Origin of the sequence: Halomonas alkaliantarctica, from assembly GCF_029854215.1 — a bacterium.
In the GTDB taxonomy this organism is placed as follows: domain Bacteria; phylum Pseudomonadota; class Gammaproteobacteria; order Pseudomonadales; family Halomonadaceae; genus Vreelandella; species Vreelandella alkaliantarctica_A.
Map to the genome: position 1 here is coordinate 3,915,883 of NZ_CP122961.1, position 19,075 is coordinate 3,934,957.

Genomic DNA, 19,075 nt, shown 5'->3' on the forward strand with positions numbered 1-19,075 from the left:
TCGGATGGCTAAAGAGAATAGGCTGACGTCGCGCCCACTTTCATCTTTACGCTAATTTGGTTTGCGCTCTTCGGCTGGTCAGCCATGGAGATTGATGGAAGCGATTTTGAGACGCGTAATTCAAAATCTCAGGTTACTGCTCTACTGATAAGCCAACCTCACCAATATCGCTAAAACTAGCCTTAACTATTTCACCAGGGTGAGCCTCAAAAATGCCAGCCCAAGTCCCTGTCGTGATAATGTCACCCGCTTGAAGTCCCGGCGGATATTGCGATGCGGCATGCTTTGCCAACCAAGGGATTAAACTTAACGGATCGTCTAGAGGATGGCGTAGCTGCTTACCCTTAATGTCACGCTTATTGCTTTTAATACTAACACTGCTATTTGCATAATATGGCTTCCAGCCGTTTTTAACAGCCTCGCCCAGTATCAAACAACGATTCATTTGATGGTCAGCCAGCAGGAACGTATCTGGCAATTCCTGCCAACACTCGGCGCGAACGTCACAAATTTCGATAGCAGCCATTACCGATCCTGCCGCGTTGTATGCATCGCTCAACGTCGACCCATGCGGTAAGGGCGAGTTAAGCTGTATAGCCAACTCCACCTCTATACCGATCATAGTATGGCGTTCGCTATAGGCCATAGAGAAAGGACCCTTCACCATATGCTGATCTGCTATAGGTGAAGCGGTGGGTCGTTGTAGCGTACCACCTACTTTCCAAGCTTTTGGTTTGGCGTTGGCAAACCATCCTAACGCCTCACCTACTTCCCGCTGAATGCTATAAGCCGTCTGATCCGTTTTCGGAGCCAAGCGCTTTGCATCGGTAGCCCCCAATACTTTGCCACTACGCCATGCGTCGACTAATGCCTTGCCGAGAAGGGTGTTAGAACTTTCCATCAGCGCTCCTCCCAAAAGGGCTTTGGAGTGGCCATGGTCGGTCGAGCACAAGGTAGAAATTCCCCTAGATCAGGCTGGCCTAAGTATTGGCCGTCGCGCCATACAACGCGCCCTCGACTCATCGTAATGATCGGCCATGCATTAATCTCAATGCCCTCGTAGGGGGTGTAATCAACATTATGATGAAGATCGTTGTTATTGATTACTTTTTGGCCCCCGGTTTCCCATATTACCAAGTCAGCATCCGCCCCAATCGCAATGGTCCCCTTACGCGGATAAAGCCCATACATTTTGGCCACGTTCGTTGATGTCAGGGCAACGAACTGGTTGATATCAATGCGCCCTTTTTCAACACCATGCGAAAAGAGTAAGCCGAGACGAGTCTCAACACCTGGAATTCCGTTGGCTACCTGATCAAAGCTAGGCGCGCTACCCGTGGCAAGCTTTCCCTCATGACCAGAAAAACGAAAAGGAGCATGATCCGAAGAAAACACATGGAAGGTCCCCGACTCTAATGCGTCCCAAACCACCTTCTGATTAGCTTTATCTCGAGGGGGCGGACTACAAATACACTTAACTCCTTCAACGTCATCCTCGCCGCCTAGATCCTCAGCGGTAAGAAAAAGATACTGAGGGCAGGTTTCGCCATAGATGCGTAAGCCGTTCCCTTGCGCCCATCGTATCTGCTTAATAGCTTCTCGCCCCGAGACGTGGACAATCAGAATTGGCACATCGACTAACTCTGCGAATGTAATAGCTCGATGAGTCGCCTCTCGTTCAGCGAGCATGGGGCGTGACTCTGCGTGATAGCGTGGCGCGGTCTTTCCTGCCCGAAGAAGCCGTTCGGTTAGCCAAGAAATGCAGTCTGCATTTTCAGCATGAACCATCACCAGCGCGCCCTCCTCGCGCGCCACCGCGAGTACATCGATAATTTGACGATCAGCTAGCTTGAGCTCGTCATAGGTCATGTAGATTTTGAAAGAGGTATAGCCCTCCGCAATGAGCGCTGGCAATTCCTCGTCTAGCACATGTGGAGTAGGATCGGTCACTATAAGATGAAAGGCATAATCAATCGTGGCTTTGCCTTCTGCCCTGCGATGATAGTCCTCCACCGCCTCGCGTAGGCTCTGCCCCTTACGCTGCAGGGCAAAAGGAATAACCGTTGTCGTGCCCCCACAGGCTGCCGAACGCGTTCCGGAGAGAAAATCGTCGGCCATGACGGTGCCATCTTCGGTAGGTTGGTCAAAGTGACAATGTCCGTCGATCCCCCCTGGTAATACCCAACGTCCACCAGCATCGATTTCTTTTTCACCCCCACTCAGCTTTTTGCCTAGAGCAGTGATAATACCGTCGACGATACCAATATCGGCATCGAACACATCTGACGCCGTAGCACAGCGAGCATTACGAATGATGCAATCAAAGTTCGCCATATCAAGCCTCCTGACTGAACAAACTGCCCCAACCACGCACTTCCTTCGGATCGACTCCCGTCATGCGCAGCATTTTCCAGACGACGGTAGCCGTCGTATCCAGTACTGGAATGCCTAGTTTCGATTCCCACTCGGTAACCAGTTGGGCAGCATTCAGGTTGGTGCAGTAAGTAATAATGGCTTGAGGGGTCGCTTTAGCCACGGTCTCAACCTGATCGGTTAAGCAAGCCTGACTTACTTCGGCAAAAGCAAAGTTATCGCTGATGTTGAGATGACTCTCCGCAACGCAGCTAATCCCGATGCCTTGGTAATTCTCGATAATGCGTGACTGAACATCGGCGACGTACGGTGATACAAGCCCTAGCTTTGAAATGCTGTCTTCTTTGAGGCGTTCGTTAAGCGCCAGAATTGAAGAAGTCGCCGGAATATTAGTCAATTCCTCAATGCGCCTACAGAGTTCGATGTCGTGCTCAAAACCTAGCCAGCCCGCAGCGGTACCACTCCAGCCGATCACATCGACCTTGGCATCGGCTAATAGCTTGGCAGCTGCAAGGATAGGACGATCATCAAATTGATCCAACGCCTCAGGCTCAAGCGAAATTTGAGTGACGCGAAAGCGAGAAAAGTGGGCACTCACCGGTTCGATATCGGCGAGCATTGCGCAGGTCAGCGGTTCTAAGGCGGTATTGGAAGAAGGCGTAAGGATACCGAATCGAATGCGAGGTTGAGACATGGACTTGGCTTAGCTCCTGGTTAAGACCCGGCTCGCTGTTAGGCGATTCGAGACAAAATCTGTTAACAATTATGAAAACAATAGTGTCAACAAAACAAAGCACAAACTATGCCAAGCTGAACCTCATTACTGGAAAGATTTAACCAAGGATTTGATCCCAGTCTACATCGTCTCGGTGGTTACTGGTTAGGTGAAGCGCACTCTCAATATGCTCTAAGTGATGCAGCATAAGCTCAATGGCGGCCTTTTCATCACGCTTCTCAATGGCCGCAACAATCCTGTCGTGATCATCTTCGGGACAAGCCGGGGTTTGGGGCAGGTCGTACATAGCAATAATCAAGCAGGTCAGTGGGCACAACTCTCCCATCATGTTTTCGACATATCGATTCCCCGAGATCCGCGCCAAGAGCAGATGAAAATCGCCAGAAAGACGAATAATGGCCCGACGATTCTTCTGCTGCCGCGCGGTCTTCTCTTTATCAAGGTGCTCATGTAGCCGCTTTAGGTCAGCCTTTTGCGCCCGTGTAATCACATTGCGAATAATTTCTGGCTCTAGTAACCGACGAGTGGCAAAAAGTTCGTGTGCCTCCTGCACGGTTGGGCTAGCGATGAAGGCCCCACGGTTGGGGTATACCTCTACCAACCCCTTCTTGGCCAGGACAGCAAGCACTTGGCGGATTTTGGTACGGCTGACATTGAAGGCGGCTGCCATGCGTGTTTCAGAAAGCTTGCTGCCTGGCGCCAGTCGATGCTCCATCACAGCGTTGTTGATACGCTCGGCGATGCTTTCGATGGTGGGCTTTCCAGCCTCCACATTTTGCATTTTTAGCTTCCAATATTGTGTACAAATCCAGTTTACAGCGCTCAACAACATTGAGTCGAACAACTTAAAGATAAGGCTCAAAAATAATATTTTTGCCATTGAATGGTGCATCTCGGCGCCTTAATGCACCAGAAAACCTCACATCTCGCCTGCTCATTCTCTGACTTTAGCCGTCCATAGACAATATAAATCAGTAATGCGCGGCGCTTGTCGTTCAGTTGGCACATAACATGCAAAGCATCGCTCATTGTTCTCACGATTGTTCTCAATCTGAAGCAATATCTGACAACATCTATCCCCTTCTGCTGGAGAACGACAAGATGCAACGACTACCTACTCTCCTTGCCGCTGGCTTAATGTCAGTCTCACTCATCGGCTCGGCCGCCGCTCAAGAAAACACTATTCAGTGGAAAGTGCTCGGCCAACCCCTCGCGACCGGAAAGATACAGAGTCAGAAAGAGCAGCCGTTCTTTGAGAACTTTGCTGAACGCACTGGGTTGCCCATCGAAATCAATTATCAGCCTGTCGACACGACTGGCATTAAAGATACCGAGCAGTTGCGCATTATGAAAGCGGGGCTTTTCGATCTCGTTTCGCTGCGAATGTCGCCCAACTCGCGAGATGCACCCGTCCTGACCGGCCTTGACCTGGTTGGCCTGAACCCTGATTACGCTACTGCTCGCTCTGTTACAGATGCCTATTTGCCGGTGCTTGACGAGCAACTTCAGGAAAGCTTTGACGTTAAGCTTCTCGGGGCTTGGCCGTTCGGTCCGCAAATTCTGTTTTGTGATGCGCCCGTTTCCAGCTTCTCTGACATCGAGGGGCTAAAGGTACGCGTCTACGACCAGAACCTCGCCAAATTCGTTGAGTCGGTTGGCGCTACAGCCGTGCCGATGAGCTTCCCAGAGGTTCATCAATCATTGTCGCTTGGCGCCGTCGACTGTGCCATCACAGGCCCTAGCTCCGCCAACTCAGCAGGCTGGCCAGAAGTCACTACGCATCAGTTGACGCTTGGCATGGGCAGCGCCATGAATGGTTATGCTATTTCCCTCAATGCCTGGGATCAGTTGGATAGCAGTCAGCAAGAAACCCTTCAAGCCGCTTTCAATGAGCTCAATGATGAAATCTGGGCATATTCAGAATCGCTCTACAACGATGCACTTAACTGCAACAGCGGCCAGCAACCATGCGAAACCGGCACTGAATACAATCTCGTTAATGTCGAACCAACGGAAGCTGACCTTGCTCAAGTGCGTGAGGCACTCCTGAATATCTCGCTACCCACCTGGGCTGATATCTGTGATCAGGCGAATCCAGATTGCTCGGCAAACTGGGAAGCCAATGTTGGACCGGTCATCGGTCTCGAGTAATCCAATAAGGAGCCTTTCATGATCGAGCGACTCGAAAACATGCTGGCCGTTATCTTCGGTGCGATTTTCCTCGCCCTCTCGGTGCTGATAACGCTGGAGGTACTACTGCGTAAGCTCTTCGGGTTCTCCCTTCAGGGCTCCCATGAATTGGGCGGCTATGCCTTGGCGGTGGGCGCTACACTGGCGTTCACCCTGGCGCTGTTTGGTCGCAATCACATTCGAATTGATATCATCCATGAACGACTGCCACGCTTGTTCAGGGCCGTGCTCAACTGCTTATCAAGCATCCTGATGGCCAGCTTCGCTGGCCTGTTGGGCTACCTGGCCTGGAACGTCATCGGAGACACCTTGGACTATCGCAGCGTCGCCCAAACGTCCTGGGCGACGCCCCTCATCTACCCTCAGAGCATATGGTATATCGGACAGGCCATTTTCATGCTGGCGGCTATTGGCTTGGCTGTGAAAAGTGTATGGCTGCTTATTAGCGGTAAGCTTGCCCGCCTTGACGAGGAGTATCAGCCTAAGAGCGCCAAACAGGAACTGGCGGATGAGCTGGATAGTGCATCGCAACGGCAGCGAGGTCCGTCGCTATGAGTTTGGACTATATCTTCATTGCCTTTGCGCTAATGGTCGCCATGATGCTCTTAGGCCTGCCGATTGCCGTGTCGATGGCCGCTATTGGGATCATTGGTGGCATCATGGCCTATGGCCTTCCCTTTATGAACTCCATCTCTCCGGTAGTGTGGGGAGTACAGAACGACAGTCTGCTGACGTCCATTCCGCTATTCGTGCTGCTCGGTGAGATTCTGCTACGTGCAGGCATTGCCGATGGCATGTATCGCTCATTGTCGATATGGCTTGGGCGTCTGCCTGGCGGACTGCTGCATTCCAACATCGGTACTTGTGCTCTATTCGCTGCGACCTCCGGCTCCTCAGTCGCCACTGCCGCGACCGTCGGCACAGTGGCCTTGCCATCGTTAAATGAACGCCGTTATCCCATTAATCAATCACTAGGCTCATTGGCCGCTGGTGGTGCTTTAGGGATATTGATCCCGCCGAGCGTTAACTTGATTGTCTATGGCTCACTCACCAACACCTCCATTGGCCAATTATTCATGGCGGGCATCATCCCGGGCATCACGCTAACCCTGCTTTTCATGGCCTACATTGCCGTATCCAGCCTCATGCGAACCCGCCATGAAAACAAAGAAGCAAACTACAGCTTGCGAGAACGGCTAAGTGCCTCTGTTGACTTGATTCCCCCGTTGGTTGTGTTCTTTATTGTCATGGGCAGCATTTACAGCGGCCTCGCCACCGCCACGGAGTCCGCCGCCCTCGGTGTGGTGACAGCTCTTATCTTTGCCGGGCTCAAGCGCAAGCTGACGTGGACGACCCTTCGCACCTGTTTCATCCAAACGGCCCGGGTAACCGGTATGATTTTGCTGATTATCACTGCCGCCTTCATTCTTAACCTAACCATCAGCTTGACGGGAGTGGCCAGCACCATGTCGAGTTGGGTCACCTCCCTTGGCCTGACACCGGTTATGTTCCTGCTGGCGCTTGTGGTGTTCTATCTCGTGCTGGGCATGTTCATGGATGTGCTGTCCATGCAGGTAGCCACCATTCCTATTACCTATCCCATGGCGCTAGCGCTGGGTATCGACCCGATCTGGTTCGGTATTTTTGTCGTCTTGATGTGTGAACTGGGTCTTATTACCCCGCCGGTCGGCATGAACCTGTTCGTCGTGCATGGAATTCGTCCCGACAATGGAAGTATCAGCGGTGTTATGAAGGGTGCCGTCCCTTACGTACTGCTAATGCTGTTGTTTGCGGGCTTAATTATCGCCGTACCGGCGATTGTGACGTGGCTCCCGGAGATGATGAGATGACGGCACTCTGGCAATGCACGGCAACGGAGCTGGTCGCTGGCTTTCGCACTAAAAAGTGGTCACCGAAGGAGGCCCTTGATTCAGTTCTCGAACGCTTGGAAGCCGTTAACCCTGGGATCAATGCGGTCATCGCCCTGGCCGACGACGCTCAGGAAGCCGCCGAACGCAGCAGCTTACGTTACATCGAGGGAAGGCCACTGAGTCCGCTGGACGGAGTGCCCATCAGCATCAAGGATAATCTTTTGCTGGCAGGCGTACCCGCCACCTGGGGCACGGCCGCCCTACGAGACTGGATACCAGACCGCGACGAGTTGCCCGTTGCCAGGCTACGTCAGGCCGGGGCTGTGCTATTCGCCAAGACCAACGCACCAGAATTCACCTTAGAAGGCTATACCGATAACCCGGTATATGGCGTGACGGGAAGTCCTTGGGCCCCTGCGTTGACGCCGGGCGGTTCAAGCGGCGGGGCCGCTGCTGCCGTCGCAGCCGGCATCGGGCCGCTGGCATTAGGCACAGACGGGGGGGGATCGATCAGGCGTCCTGCCGCTCATTGCGGGCTGGTTGGGCTAAAACCGTCCATTGGAACGGTCCCCAGAGCCGATGGATTTCCTCAGATATTGCTCGATTTCGAGGTCGCTGGCCCACTGGCGCGCTGTGTTGAAGATGCTGCTCTAATGCTGAATGTTCTAGAAGGCGCCTGTCTAGAGGACCGACAATCATGGACGGAAAATCCTGGTCGGCGAACCACGGCATCACGCGTCTTGTGTGTCTCCTCGCTGCCGGGCAGCCCTGTCGATCCCCAGATACGTCGACATGTTGAAAAGGCAGCAACCACTTTCACCCGTATGGGCCTGGAGGTCGTGTTCGATACGCTCCCACTGGACTTAGCGGCGCTTAACGAGATATGGAGCGAAGTTGGGCAGATTGGCCTAGCGCACCTCGCCGAGACTCATGCCATCTGGCTGGAACATGCCTCGCCTAAGTACCAAGATATGGCCAACGCTGGCGCCCATCTACCGGCCAGCCGGTTGTGGCATATTCTGGACGCTGTATCTCGCCTGCGCCGCCAAGTGGATACGCTTTTCACCGACACTGACATGGTGCTGATGCCCAGCATCGCCGCCCTTTCTTGGCCTGCCAGCCAAGCCTATCCGCCGACCATCGACGGCCAGCCAGTCGGCCCGCGGGGGCATGCGGTATTCACTGGCTGGGTGAATGCCGCAGGCAATCCTGCCATCAATTTACCGGTCGAGCCGTCGCATGAAGGCCTGCCTATCGGGCTGCAACTGATCGGTCCTTGGCAGTCGGAATATCTACTGCTCGACTTGGCGCAGCGCTACCAGCGCCTTGCTCCTTGGAAAGCACACTATGCCGATCTGTGGGAGCGATGAGCATGGAGACACGCTTACCCTTACTCATCGACCGGGATTTTTTTGGCTACGGCGCCTCGCCCCCTCGTATTGAATGGCCCAATAACGCTCGGCTAGCGCTCTCCTTCGTGCTCAATCTGGAAGAAGGTGCCGAATTTAGTCTGCGCGCGGGCGACCCGAGCAACGAGGACACGCATGAGGTGCAGTGTCAGATCAAAGACGCTCCAGACCTGTGCATGGAGAGTCACTTCGAATATGGCACGCGTGCCGGTTATTGGCGCGTCATGTCAGTCTTTGAGGAAGCCGGTGTGCCCGTCACCCTGAATGTCTGTGCCCGCGCCCTTGAGGCGACTCCTTGGGTGGCGGCTTATGCACGACAGCGCGGCGATGAACTCTGCTGTCATGGATGGCGCTGGGAATCCCACGCTGGAATGTCGGAACCAGAGGAACGTGCCTTAATCGACCGCTGCGTGGCGACCTTCCAACATATTGCTGGCAACGCGCCGGTGGGCTGGCATACCAAATCTTCCCCGTCCGTCCAGACGCGCCGTCTATTGATAGAGCATGGTGGCTTCCTCTACGACAGCGACGCCTACAACGATGACCTGCCTTATTACGTCACTCACGGCGAACGCGCCCACTTGGTACTCCCCTACGCATTCGATACCAATGACATGCGCTTCTTCGTCAATCATAGCTTTCATCGCGCCCGCGATTTTCATGACTATGTGATGGACGCCGTGAAGGCCCTGCTGCGTGAAGGGGAACAGGCACCGCGCATGCTCACCATTGGCTTGCACACTCGTATCATTGGTCGTCCCGGACGCATTGATGGCCTTCGCGATCTATTCGCAAGCCTGCATGGGCTACCTATCTGGTATGCCACCCGTGAACAGATAGCCCAGCACTGGCTGCGACATTGCCCACCTCCGCTGCCTTTCGAAGCGGGAGTCAGACAATGACTCGGCTGCTGCTCGTCAATGGCAACACCTCCAACACGGTCACCCAAAAACTGCTGGCCGAGGCCGAGCGTTACGCGGGAGCCAATGTTCAGATCAGTGCGGTAACAGCCCGTTTCGGTGCGGATCTGGTTTCGAACCGAGCCAGCAACGTTATCGCTGGTCATGCTGTTCTGGATGCCGTGGCACACCATCAAGACCCTTATGACGCCGTTCTGGTGGCAATTTCGCTGGATACGGCCGTGGAAGCCCTGCGTGAAGTACTAAGCGTTCCAGTGGTCGGCATGACCGAGGCTGCCTGCTGGCAGGCGTGCCTTGTCGGCAACCGGTTCGGCGTGGTGATGCCGGATCGCAATACCCTTCCCCTTTATCGTGAACGCATTTTGAACTATGGCTTGCGTGAACGGCTTGCCGGGCTACGTGCTATTGAGGCCACGGTACAAACGCATCACGCCGCTCCCGCAGGCAGCGAGGCTGCCCTTCGCGCAGCTATCATGGACCTGGTCGTAAATGAAGGCAGCGAGGCCGTGGTGCTTGCTGGCGCTTCAATGACAGGCCTTCAGCGTCGCTTGCAACCACTGGTTCCTGTGCCACTCCTCGATGGCATCGCAAGCGGGGTAATTCTTCTAGAAGGCCTGATCAGACTGAATCTGCCCCACTCCCACGTGAACGGTGATGGCAAACCTTACACCACGACATTGTCAGGCCTCAGCGGCCCTTGTACGGAGTTGCTAAGTGGCCTGCCGTCGGCAAGGAAATCCATATGATTCATCAACTGCGCGCCAAGACCCTGCATGACATTATCCACCAAGGTGGACTAACAATGGCTGAACTCGCCGAGTCCACCCTAGCTCGCATTGAGGCTATCAACCCCTCACTGATCGCCTTCGTAGACGCTGACCACGCTGATGTGATGCGTCAGGTGGAGGCTATCGAAGTACGCCGACGTGCAGGCGAAGCACTTCCGCTGCTTGGCAGTGTGTTTAGTATCAAGGACAACCTCTGGCTGGGTGGCAGGCCTGCGACCTATGGCTCGCAAGTTTATCGGCATCATGTAGCCCCCTGCGATAGTGCCGTTGTAGCACGCCTTAAACGACTCGGCGCTCTATGCATCGGCATCACCAATTGCCCAGAATTTGCTTGCAAAGGCCATACCAGTAACTCCTTGCATGGTACGACCCGTAATCCTTGGGATTTAGACACCACCCCCGGCGGCTCTTCAGGGGGCGCGGCAGCGGCTGTCGCTGCAGGGCTGGGCACGCTAGCGCTAGGGACCGATGCGGGTGGTTCTATACGTCGGCCTGCTGCCCATACCGGGTTAGTTGGTTTCAAGCCAACGCATGGTCTGATTCCCGACCCTTATGGGTTCGATGACCCCAGCTATGCTATTTCCGACATCGGCGTATTGGCCAAAGATGTTGAGGACTGTGCTTGGCTACTCGACGGAGCGGTATTTCATGACTGTCGCGACCCGCGTAGTCATCCGCTACCCCCCCAGCTCACCGTAGACCGCCCCTTCACCAACGCCTTAAAACGTCTCGACTCCCAGGCTATTCGTATTGGCTGGACCAGCGACCTAGGCTGTGGGTTTCGCCTCGATCCAGACGTTGCAACAGCCTTCGATGACTGCATCGCTGCATTGGCTAACGCGGGGCTAACACTGGAACACGCGGCTCCCGACTGGCCCGCTCATACATTCGAGTATCCTTTATTACGCCAACAGCAAGCGGCCCTGGCTGCTCAGTTTGGCCATGTGCTTCGTGATACGCCGGACCTGTTGGACCCCGCCTTGGCCGACCAGATCACTCAAGGCTTAAGCATAAGCGGGGCGGATTATGCTGCGGACGAACTGCGTCGAAAAACGCTCATTCAGGCCTTGGATAACTTTTTCGAACGCTTCGACTTTCTTATCTGCCCCACAACGCCGGTGGAAGCCTGGCCAGTAGTGGCCTCGCACCCTGGCGTCATCGGAGGACAACCCGCATCACAACGATCCCACGCCTCGTTTACCCCTCTGTTCAATTACTGTGGGGTGCCTGCTCTATCCCTGCCTTTTGCTCTGGGCCAGCACGGATTACCGCTTGGGTTGCAGCTTGTGGGGCCACGCCATAAAGATCTAGGTGTCCTCACCCTCGCTCACCATCTTGAGACGATTATCGAACATCGCTTCGATGCCCCGCTTTGGCTGGCCGATAGCGATTCCTTTTCATCACGTCTGTAATTCATTAGGAGGTTTCCCTTGAGCAAACACATCATCGATTTGTCATTACCCATTCGTAACGCATCATTTGATACCCAAGAGCAGCACATCGAGTACATCGACCACTACGCGATGGCACGACAGCGGGCCTCCGCCTATGGAGTGGACCCCGGTGACCTGCCGTTGCCTGGCGTCCATTCGGCCAGTGAGCGGATCACCCTATCCTCGCATGCAGGCACACATATGGACGCCCCGATTCACTACGGCCCAACCTCTGAGGGCAAGCCAGCACGCACCATCGACCAGATTCCTCTGGAGTGGTGCCACGGCGACGGCGTGGTATTGGATTTTTCATGGATGGAAGCTGGGCAGGTCATTGGCGTCGATGATCTACAGCAAGCGCTGGCGCGCATCGAATACACGTTAAAACCGTTTGATATCGTGCTAATTCGCACCGACCGCTGGATGGATTTTGATCGACACGACTGGGCGATGCGCCACCCCGGCATGGGCCGAGAGGCGACGTTATGGTTGATTGAGCAAGGTATTCGCATGATGGGTACTGATGGTTGGGGATGGGATATTCCTATACCGATGATGGCCGAGGCGCTTCGTAAAGGTGACGCAGATGCATTCTTTCCAGGGCATTACGCAGGACGCGATAAGGAGTATTGCCATATCGAGAAACTAGCTCGGCTCAATGAGTTGCCAACACACGGCTTCACCTTTTCGGCATTCCCGGTATTGATTGAGCGCGCATCGGCTGGGTGGTGTAGAGCTGTAGCGATAATAGATTAGCCATACCTGACAGAGAACCTGTCACTACGATTACGCCTGGGCCGTGGCAGTGCCTGCCACTTATCCTTCTAGAGCTGAACCGCCATCGCTATAAATCCGCGTTCTGCTCTGCACGCAGGATTTGCTGCAGATTACCGCGGGAAACACTAATAAATATAAACACGCACAACGAGCGATTACCCACTTCCAAGTGGGCACGGATTCACGCTGCCCACTTAGTTCCCCTCCGCAAAAATAGTCTCGATCACTGTTCGATCTCCTGCACACGCCATTACATCAACTTTAGTCGCACTTTTCAGCGCAAGGCTTGACGAAATCTATGGGCCGCCATATGTTTCATCAGACAGAATAAGTTCTAACAAGAGAAACAAACCTGTTTGAGGTAACACCATGACAACGACTCGACGTCTTCTCATTGCAGCATCCATTGCAGCGGCCAGTGTCACTTACGCACAGGCTTTCGAACCGGCAGGAAAGGTTGAGTGTTTAGCACCTGCCGACCCAGGTGGCGGATGGGACTTTACTTGCCGCAGTGTTGGAAATGTAATGGAAGACTTGGACCTCGTACCGAGAAGCGTACAAACCGTCAACATGCCAGGTGCTAGCGGTGGCGTGGCTTATGCCCATGTCGTCAGCAAGCGGGAAGGTGATGATCAATTACTGGTAGCCGCTTCCACGGCCACCACTACGCGTTTAGGACAGGGACAGTTCCAAGGCCTTAACGTCGATATGGTCAACTGGATAGGTGCTCTAGGTGCTGACTACGGCATCATTGCGGTCAGTAAAGATGCTCCCTATGAATCACTTCAAGACGTCATTGATGCCCTGCGTAACGACCCACAATCCGTCTCCTTCGCTGGTGGCAGTTCAAAAGGAGGTTGGGATCATCTCAAGGTTTTGATGATGGCTCAGGAAGCCGAGATTGAAGCGCTGCCACGTATCAAATATTTACCCTACACCGGCGGTGGTGAAGCTATGACTCAAGTGGTCGGTGGCCATGTGGACGCCTTCACCGGCGATATCTCTGAAGCACAAGGGTTCATGGAGTCCGGCGACCTGCGGGTACTCGCTGTACTCGCCGATGAGCGCCTACCTGGAGACCTCAGTGATATCCCCACCGCCAAAGAGCAAGGCATTGATGTGGAGGGCCCCAACTGGCGTGGTTTCTATATGCCAGCGGGTATTTCCGACGATGCCAAGCAGTATTGGACTGATGCCATAGACACCATATATTCCAGCGATGAGTGGGAAGCGGTCATGCAGCAAAACGGTCTCATGCCTTTCCACATGAGCGCGGGAGAGTTCGAAACCTTCGTCAAGGACCAGATTGACGACATTGAAACACTCTCAAAGGACATCGGGCTGATCCCATAATGACGCTTAATGACCGTATTTTCGGCGTACTGATGATCGTCCTGGCCGTCGCGTACGGCTGGGGCGCCTCTCAGCTACCCGAACCGTTTGGTGGTAGTGAGGGGGTAGGTCCTGACACCTTCCCTTTGCTATTGGCCGTCGTTCTAAGCCTTGCCGGCTTATATATGGTCGTACAGCCAGACCCGGACAATGCTTGGCCTTGGAGCCGCACAGGCATTGAGTTGATCATTGCCGTAGTAGTGCTTGTACTGTATGCCATGCTTCTCCAACCGCTTGGGTTTATCTTCAGTACGATCCTGGTAGTAGGCACACTTTGCTGGCGTATGGGTAGCGCCCCAATCCGCGCATTTGTCACCGCCACGATAGCTGGCGTGGTCGTGTTTTTGCTGTTCGGCTTTGCGCTCGACCTATCGCTGCCGCTTGGAGTGCTATCTTTCATGGAGGTGGGCTAATGGAAACACTGGGCTTTCTGATTGATGGCTTCGGCGTAGCACTAGCGCCAGAGAATTTAATATTTGGTTTGATGGGTGCCTTCCTCGGCACGCTTATCGGCGCCCTCCCTGGGCTAGGGCCGTCCAATGGGGTGGCGATTCTAATCCCGCTGGCCTTCAGCCTGGGACTGGCGCCAGAAACTGCCTTGATCATGCTAACGTCAGTGTATGCAGGGGCCATGTACGGCGGGCGCATTTCATCAATATTATTGAATATTCCGGGTGACGAACCGGCAATGATGACATGTCTCGACGGTTACCCAATGGCTCAAAAGGGAAAAGCGGCCGAAGCGCTGGCAATCTCAGCAGTCGCCTCCTTCGTGGGTAGTCTGATAGCCACCATTGGCCTAATACTAGTGGCTCCAGTGCTGGCCGACTTTGCCCTGAGTTTCGGCCCCGCCGAGTACTTCGCTCTCTTTCTGGTAGCTTTTGCAACCTTGGGTGGAATCACCGGTAAGAACCCGATGAAAATGGTGGTGGCGGCTTGCCTTGGCCTGATGATTTCCACGATGGGCATTGATAATACCGGGGTCCAGCGCTACACCTTTGGTGTGCTCGAACTCTACGAAGGCGTGGACTTCATTCTCGCTATCGTGGGTCTATTTGCCATTTCCGAACTGCTTTTCTTCATTGAGGAAAAGGCTGGGGGAGGCAAGCAGAAGATGAGCGTAAACAAGATCGACCTTTCCTGGTCGGATATCCGACATATCATGCCATCGAGCATACGTGGCGGGATTCTTGGCTTCATTGCCGGGGTACTGCCGGGAGCTGGCGCCTCCTTGGGTAGTTTCATCGGCTACACCTTGGAAAAAAAGATAGTCGGCAAGAAGGGCTATTTCGGGCAAGGGGACCCACGTGGCGTTGCTGCCCCGGAGGCCGGCAACAATGGTGCTTCTAGTGGTGCGCTGGTGCCCATGCTGACGCTGGGTGTGCCGGGTAGCGGCACCACGGCAGTGCTGCTGGCGCTGTTGATCTCGCTCAACATCACGCCTGGGCCGTTGATGTTTACTCAGAATGCCGACATTGTCTGGGGTGTCATCGCGGCGCTTTTGATTGGTAACTTCTTGCTGCTGATACTCAATATTCCGATGGTGGGCATCTTCGTTAAGCTATTGTCGGTTCCCCCGATGTTTCTGTTACCGATCGTTACCATGATCGCCTTCGTAGGCATCTATTCGATCAGCAACACCACCTTCGATCTGTACTTCATGGTGGCCTTCGGGGTAGGCGGTTACATACTGCGCAAGCTGGAAATTCCACTGGTGCCGATCATCCTCGGCCTGTTGCTTGGCCCGGAGATGGAGAAGAACCTGCGCCATGCCATGGATCTTTCCAACGGTGAATGGTCTATCCTGTGGAACAGCGGCCTAGCCATTGGCCTATGGGTTTTCGCAGGTCTAGGGCTGATCCTGCCATATATCGTCGGCCCGATCTTACGCAGGCGGATGAAGTCCGAACCATCAAGCGTCAATGAAGGCGATTGAAGCATAACAAGCAAATGCTCGGCTCTGGGTTTTACCCAGTGCCGAGCCTTTTCATGTGTGCCTTCCAATGGTGCTTTGATTTCTCAAACTAGAAAGAGACAGGCCCATGCGGTAGGCACGCTTCAAGTTCTGCAGCTTTCTCGATTAATACCTGACGGTGATTCTCTAAGGAATCGGTAAGACGTTCGCGAGGTCCTGACACCGCCAGAGCCCCTAACAACTCGCCGTCAGGTCGAAAGATGCCGATGGCGGCCGCTGCCAGCGAAGGTTCCCGCTCGCCTTTAGAGACCTGCACCTCTCTTGAAACACCACCACAAAGCACTCTTGCCGCAGCGCCACGATCAAGAGGCAGGCGAGCTCCCTGCTCCAAATGGTGGCGAACCTCATGGCGCCCATTCTCTCGATAAAGGCACACCCTCTCATCGCCATCGCGAATATAGAAAGAAGCGGTTTCACCGCTTATATCGCGAAGTGCAATCAGCACTGGCCGCACCACCCCCTCAAGACGCAAGCCCTCCCCAGCCAATGGGGCCAAGCGCGCGCAGGCGGGGCCGATTCGATAGATGCCGCGTTCATTTCGAACGACGAAGCCAAACACCTCTAGGGAGGCCATAAGACGCAGGATGGTGCTCTTGTAGAAGCCGGTGGCCAGTGACAGTTCCGTCAGTGAAAGTTCAGGCTGATGCTCATTGAAGACCTCAAGCAAAGTGAGCGCTCGCTCTACTGCTTCCACACGTCGTTGGGCCACTGATGACTCCTTAAGATTTTTACTAAAGGATGATATTGCATCAGACGAAACGTTGTTGCAACAAAGCAAACGAGCCATTATTCTCCTAGAGAGAACAAGTTTCACTAGAGGGAATAACATGGCAGCACCACTTAAAGGCTACCGAATTCTTGATCTGACAAATGTCCTGGCGGGCCCGTTTTGCTGTCATCAGCTCGCCCACCTGGGAGCCGAAGTCATTAAAGTTGAACGTCCTGACGGCGGCGACTTGGCTAGGCAGCTAGGTGCAGATGCTCACCTTAACAACGAACGAATGGGTGTCTCCTTCCTGGCACAGAACGCAGGCAAGGAGTCTATTACCCTCGACCTGAAAAAGACCGAAGACCGTGAAGCGTTCATTGATTTGGTAAAGCAAGCCGATGTGTTGGTGGAGAACTTTCGCCCTGGGGTAATGGCACGCCTGGGATTGAGTTACGAAACATTGAAGCAGGTCAACGAACGGCTGATCTACTGCGCCATCTCAGGCTTTGGCCAGGAAGGGCCTCTTTCTACGTTTCCAGCCTATGACCAAATCATTCAGGGCATGTCTGGGGTAATGAGCATCACTGGGGATGCGGAACACTCGCCCTACCGTGTCGGGTATCCGTTAGCTGATACTATCGGCGGGCTGACCGCCGCCATGGCGATCAACGCAGCTCTTGCAGAACCTGAGCGCCAGGCCCGTTTTATTGATGTGGCAATGCTCGACTCGGTGTTGTCCACCATGGGCTGGGCGGTTTCGAACCTACTAGTAGCCGATTGTGCCCCTAGCCCATTGGGCAACGACAACGTCACAGCTAGTCCCTCTGGTACTTTTCGTACAGGGGATGGCCTACTGAACATCGCCGCCAACAAACAAGAGCAGTTTGAGGCACTTAGCCATCTGCTAAATCATCCGGATTGGATCGAAGATTCGCGCTTCGCCAAGCGTCAGGCAAGGCTAGAGCATCGTCAGGAGTTGAAGGAGCTGATCGAGGCTGCCTTGAGCGAAAATACGACTGAATACTGGTGGCATGCCCTAGTAGGGGCCGGCGTACCCGCTGGCCCCGTCTACAGCGTCAAGGAAGCGCTCAATCATCCCCATGTTCGTGAGCGAGGCCTAATCGAGCGCTTCGAAGAAGCTGGAATCGGTCGTCCTCTTGAGATCGTTAGTGGAGGTTACCGGATCGATGGCCAGGCTCCGCGTGTGGCGACGCCACCTCCCTTTCTAGGTGCCGACAATGCGCGCTGGTTAAGGCCCCACTCATCCCCCCATCAGGAGGCAAAAGCATGAACAACACCCACCAAGACACTCAAGCCGCTAAATGGTGGCACACCAAGATCATCGACATGAAGCCGGGCGAGATTCGCTATCACGGTTACGCCATTGAAGAGTTGATAGGTCGTATCAGTTTCGCCGATATGGTGTGGCTAATGACACGCAGCGAGCTGCCCTCGCAGGCGCAATCAGCATTGCTTGAGGCGGCGTTGATGAGCGCGGTGGATCATGGCCCCCAGGCACCCAGTATCGCCATCGCACGTATGGCAATGACCTGTGGCAGCAGTCTCAATAACGCCATGGCTTCTGCAGTCAACGTGCTCGACGATGTTCACGGTGGTGCGGGGGAGCAAGCAGTCGAGCTCTACCAAACTATTCATGCACGCCTCCAGCGCGGCGAGCCATTAACCAATGCCACAGCTGAAGGTCTAGACGCCTGGCGAGAAAAACATGGCAAGATCGTGCCCGGCTTCGGGCATCGTTTTCACCCTATTGACCCCCGTGCGCCCCGCCTGCTGCAGTTAATAGACGAGGCCGCGGAGCGCGGCGAGATTAGTGGGCAATTTGCATCTATCGCCCGAGAAATCGAGCAACAACTGCGCAAAGCCAAGGGTAAACCTATCCCTCTCAATATCGACGGTGCTACCGCAGCGGTGTATGCCGAACTGGATTTTCCTGCGCCACTCGCTCGTGGCCTATTTTGCCTATCTCGCTCAGTAGGCATACTAGCGCATGCATGGGAGCAGAAGTGCCAAGGCGGGCGTAACAAGGGCCCCATCCCCAAAGGCTGGCTTTGGCAGTATCAAGGGCACCCACCTCGTCATCTAGAAGGTAAAAAAAGCGTAAACAATTAGTGCCTATCGGGAAAACATCGATTTGTCCGTACAAGTGAAGGTGAAAAATAGTGATTGCTGGCTTTAGCAAAGGCTAGCACCACACTCAAACTGCATGTGCCGATACTGGCTGTAAAAGGTTGTATAGGTTTTAGGTACTTTACCAGCGAGCTGGAAACTGCGTGCGCGAGAAGATCAAATTGGTGGCCGTCGTCATCAACGATGAAGGCCTTAGCAATGAACATGCCTTTCAGGATGCCTACTACGATGGTAAGCATTTCGCTATCGACTATCAGAATCCCGACTTCGGTGTTTTGGCCCGTGCTTTCGGTGCTCAAGGTGAGAAAGTCACTCGGCCCGTAGCGCTACACTTTAGAGTCCAATCCTAAGCGT

General features: G+C 54.2%; 19 protein-coding genes. 14 read left to right on the top strand and 5 right to left on the bottom strand.

Annotation, left to right across the window (positions count from 1 at the left end; genetic code table 11):
* Nucleotides 1-133: 133 nt before the first annotated feature.
* The 4 genes from QEN58_RS17945 to QEN58_RS17960 form a co-directional block, all read right to left on the bottom strand.
* On the bottom strand, nt 134-901 hold the full coding sequence (locus tag QEN58_RS17945) for a fumarylacetoacetate hydrolase family protein (RefSeq protein WP_280104957.1): 768 nt from the start codon (nt 899-901) through the stop codon (nt 134-136).
* Nucleotides 901-2,334, bottom strand: coding sequence for a dihydropyrimidinase (gene hydA, locus QEN58_RS17950; RefSeq protein ID WP_280104958.1), 1,434 nt, complete (start codon nt 2,332-2,334; stop codon nt 901-903). Before hydA ends, QEN58_RS17945 begins: the two co-directional genes overlap by 1 nt.
* 1 nt (nt 2,335) lies before the next feature.
* On the bottom strand, nt 2,336-3,067 hold the full coding sequence (locus tag QEN58_RS17955; RefSeq protein WP_280104959.1) for a maleate cis-trans isomerase family protein: 732 nt from the start codon (nt 3,065-3,067) through the stop codon (nt 2,336-2,338).
* 139 nt (nt 3,068-3,206) lie between these two features.
* The gene (locus tag QEN58_RS17960) at nt 3,207-3,890 is read right to left on the bottom strand and encodes a GntR family transcriptional regulator (RefSeq protein ID WP_280104960.1); all 684 of its coding nucleotides are present in this window, start codon (nt 3,888-3,890) and stop codon (nt 3,207-3,209) included.
* 320 nt (nt 3,891-4,210) lie between these two features.
* Between QEN58_RS17960 and QEN58_RS17965 the strand changes: the two genes are divergently transcribed.
* From QEN58_RS17965 to QEN58_RS18015, 11 genes are all read left to right on the top strand, one after another.
* Entirely contained in the window at nt 4,211-5,260 is a 1,050-nt protein-coding gene (locus QEN58_RS17965; RefSeq protein ID WP_280104961.1) for a TRAP transporter substrate-binding protein, read from the top strand.
* 18 nt (nt 5,261-5,278) lie between these two features.
* Complete coding sequence (locus tag QEN58_RS17970) at nt 5,279-5,854, top strand: TRAP transporter small permease subunit (RefSeq protein WP_280104962.1); 576 nt, start codon at nt 5,279-5,281, stop codon at nt 5,852-5,854.
* The gene (locus tag QEN58_RS17975) at nt 5,851-7,149 is read left to right on the top strand and encodes a TRAP transporter large permease (protein ID WP_280104963.1); all 1,299 of its coding nucleotides are present in this window, start codon (nt 5,851-5,853) and stop codon (nt 7,147-7,149) included. The genes QEN58_RS17970 and QEN58_RS17975 overlap by 4 nt, the downstream gene beginning before the upstream one ends.
* Entirely contained in the window at nt 7,146-8,540 is a 1,395-nt protein-coding gene (locus QEN58_RS17980; protein ID WP_280104964.1) for an amidase, read from the top strand. Before QEN58_RS17975 ends, QEN58_RS17980 begins: the two co-directional genes overlap by 4 nt.
* A 2-nt stretch (nt 8,541-8,542) precedes the next feature.
* On the top strand, nt 8,543-9,481 hold the full coding sequence (locus tag QEN58_RS17985) for a polysaccharide deacetylase family protein (protein WP_280104965.1): 939 nt from the start codon (nt 8,543-8,545) through the stop codon (nt 9,479-9,481).
* The gene (locus QEN58_RS17990; RefSeq protein ID WP_280104966.1) at nt 9,478-10,245 is read left to right on the top strand and encodes an aspartate/glutamate racemase family protein; all 768 of its coding nucleotides are present in this window, start codon (nt 9,478-9,480) and stop codon (nt 10,243-10,245) included. The genes QEN58_RS17985 and QEN58_RS17990 overlap by 4 nt, the downstream gene beginning before the upstream one ends.
* On the top strand, nt 10,242-11,699 hold the full coding sequence (locus QEN58_RS17995; RefSeq protein ID WP_280104967.1) for an amidase: 1,458 nt from the start codon (nt 10,242-10,244) through the stop codon (nt 11,697-11,699). Before QEN58_RS17990 ends, QEN58_RS17995 begins: the two co-directional genes overlap by 4 nt.
* A gap of 18 nt (nt 11,700-11,717) precedes the next feature.
* Nucleotides 11,718-12,476 carry a cyclase family protein gene (locus QEN58_RS18000; protein ID WP_280104968.1) on the top strand — a complete coding sequence of 253 codons (759 nt, stop codon included), beginning with the start codon at nt 11,718-11,720 and terminating at the stop codon, nt 12,474-12,476.
* A gap of 390 nt (nt 12,477-12,866) precedes the next feature.
* Nucleotides 12,867-13,850 carry a Bug family tripartite tricarboxylate transporter substrate binding protein gene (locus tag QEN58_RS18005; protein ID WP_280104969.1) on the top strand — a complete coding sequence of 328 codons (984 nt, stop codon included), beginning with the start codon at nt 12,867-12,869 and terminating at the stop codon, nt 13,848-13,850.
* Nucleotides 13,850-14,302 carry a tripartite tricarboxylate transporter TctB family protein gene (locus tag QEN58_RS18010; protein ID WP_280104970.1) on the top strand — a complete coding sequence of 151 codons (453 nt, stop codon included), beginning with the start codon at nt 13,850-13,852 and terminating at the stop codon, nt 14,300-14,302. The genes QEN58_RS18005 and QEN58_RS18010 overlap by 1 nt, the downstream gene beginning before the upstream one ends.
* A complete protein-coding gene (locus QEN58_RS18015) occupies nt 14,302-15,825 on the top strand; it encodes a tripartite tricarboxylate transporter permease (RefSeq protein WP_280104971.1) in 1,524 nt (507 codons plus the stop codon). The genes QEN58_RS18010 and QEN58_RS18015 overlap by 1 nt, the downstream gene beginning before the upstream one ends.
* Nucleotides 15,826-15,913: 88 nt before the next feature.
* Here the strand turns inward: QEN58_RS18015 and QEN58_RS18020 are convergent, their stop codons facing one another.
* Complete coding sequence (locus QEN58_RS18020) at nt 15,914-16,573, bottom strand: IclR family transcriptional regulator (protein ID WP_280104972.1); 660 nt, start codon at nt 16,571-16,573, stop codon at nt 15,914-15,916.
* 118 nt (nt 16,574-16,691) lie between these two features.
* On the opposite strand from QEN58_RS18020, the gene QEN58_RS18025 reads away from it, so the two are divergent.
* From QEN58_RS18025 to QEN58_RS18035, 3 genes are all read left to right on the top strand, one after another.
* A complete protein-coding gene (locus tag QEN58_RS18025) occupies nt 16,692-17,864 on the top strand; it encodes a CaiB/BaiF CoA transferase family protein (RefSeq protein ID WP_280104973.1) in 1,173 nt (390 codons plus the stop codon).
* Nucleotides 17,861-18,703 carry a citryl-CoA lyase gene (locus QEN58_RS18030; RefSeq protein WP_280104974.1) on the top strand — a complete coding sequence of 281 codons (843 nt, stop codon included), beginning with the start codon at nt 17,861-17,863 and terminating at the stop codon, nt 18,701-18,703. The genes QEN58_RS18025 and QEN58_RS18030 overlap by 4 nt, the downstream gene beginning before the upstream one ends.
* 161 nt (nt 18,704-18,864) lie before the next feature.
* The gene (locus tag QEN58_RS18035) at nt 18,865-19,071 is read left to right on the top strand and encodes a thiamine pyrophosphate-dependent enzyme (protein WP_280104975.1); all 207 of its coding nucleotides are present in this window, start codon (nt 18,865-18,867) and stop codon (nt 19,069-19,071) included.
* The last annotated feature ends 4 nt before the right edge of the window (nt 19,072-19,075 follow it).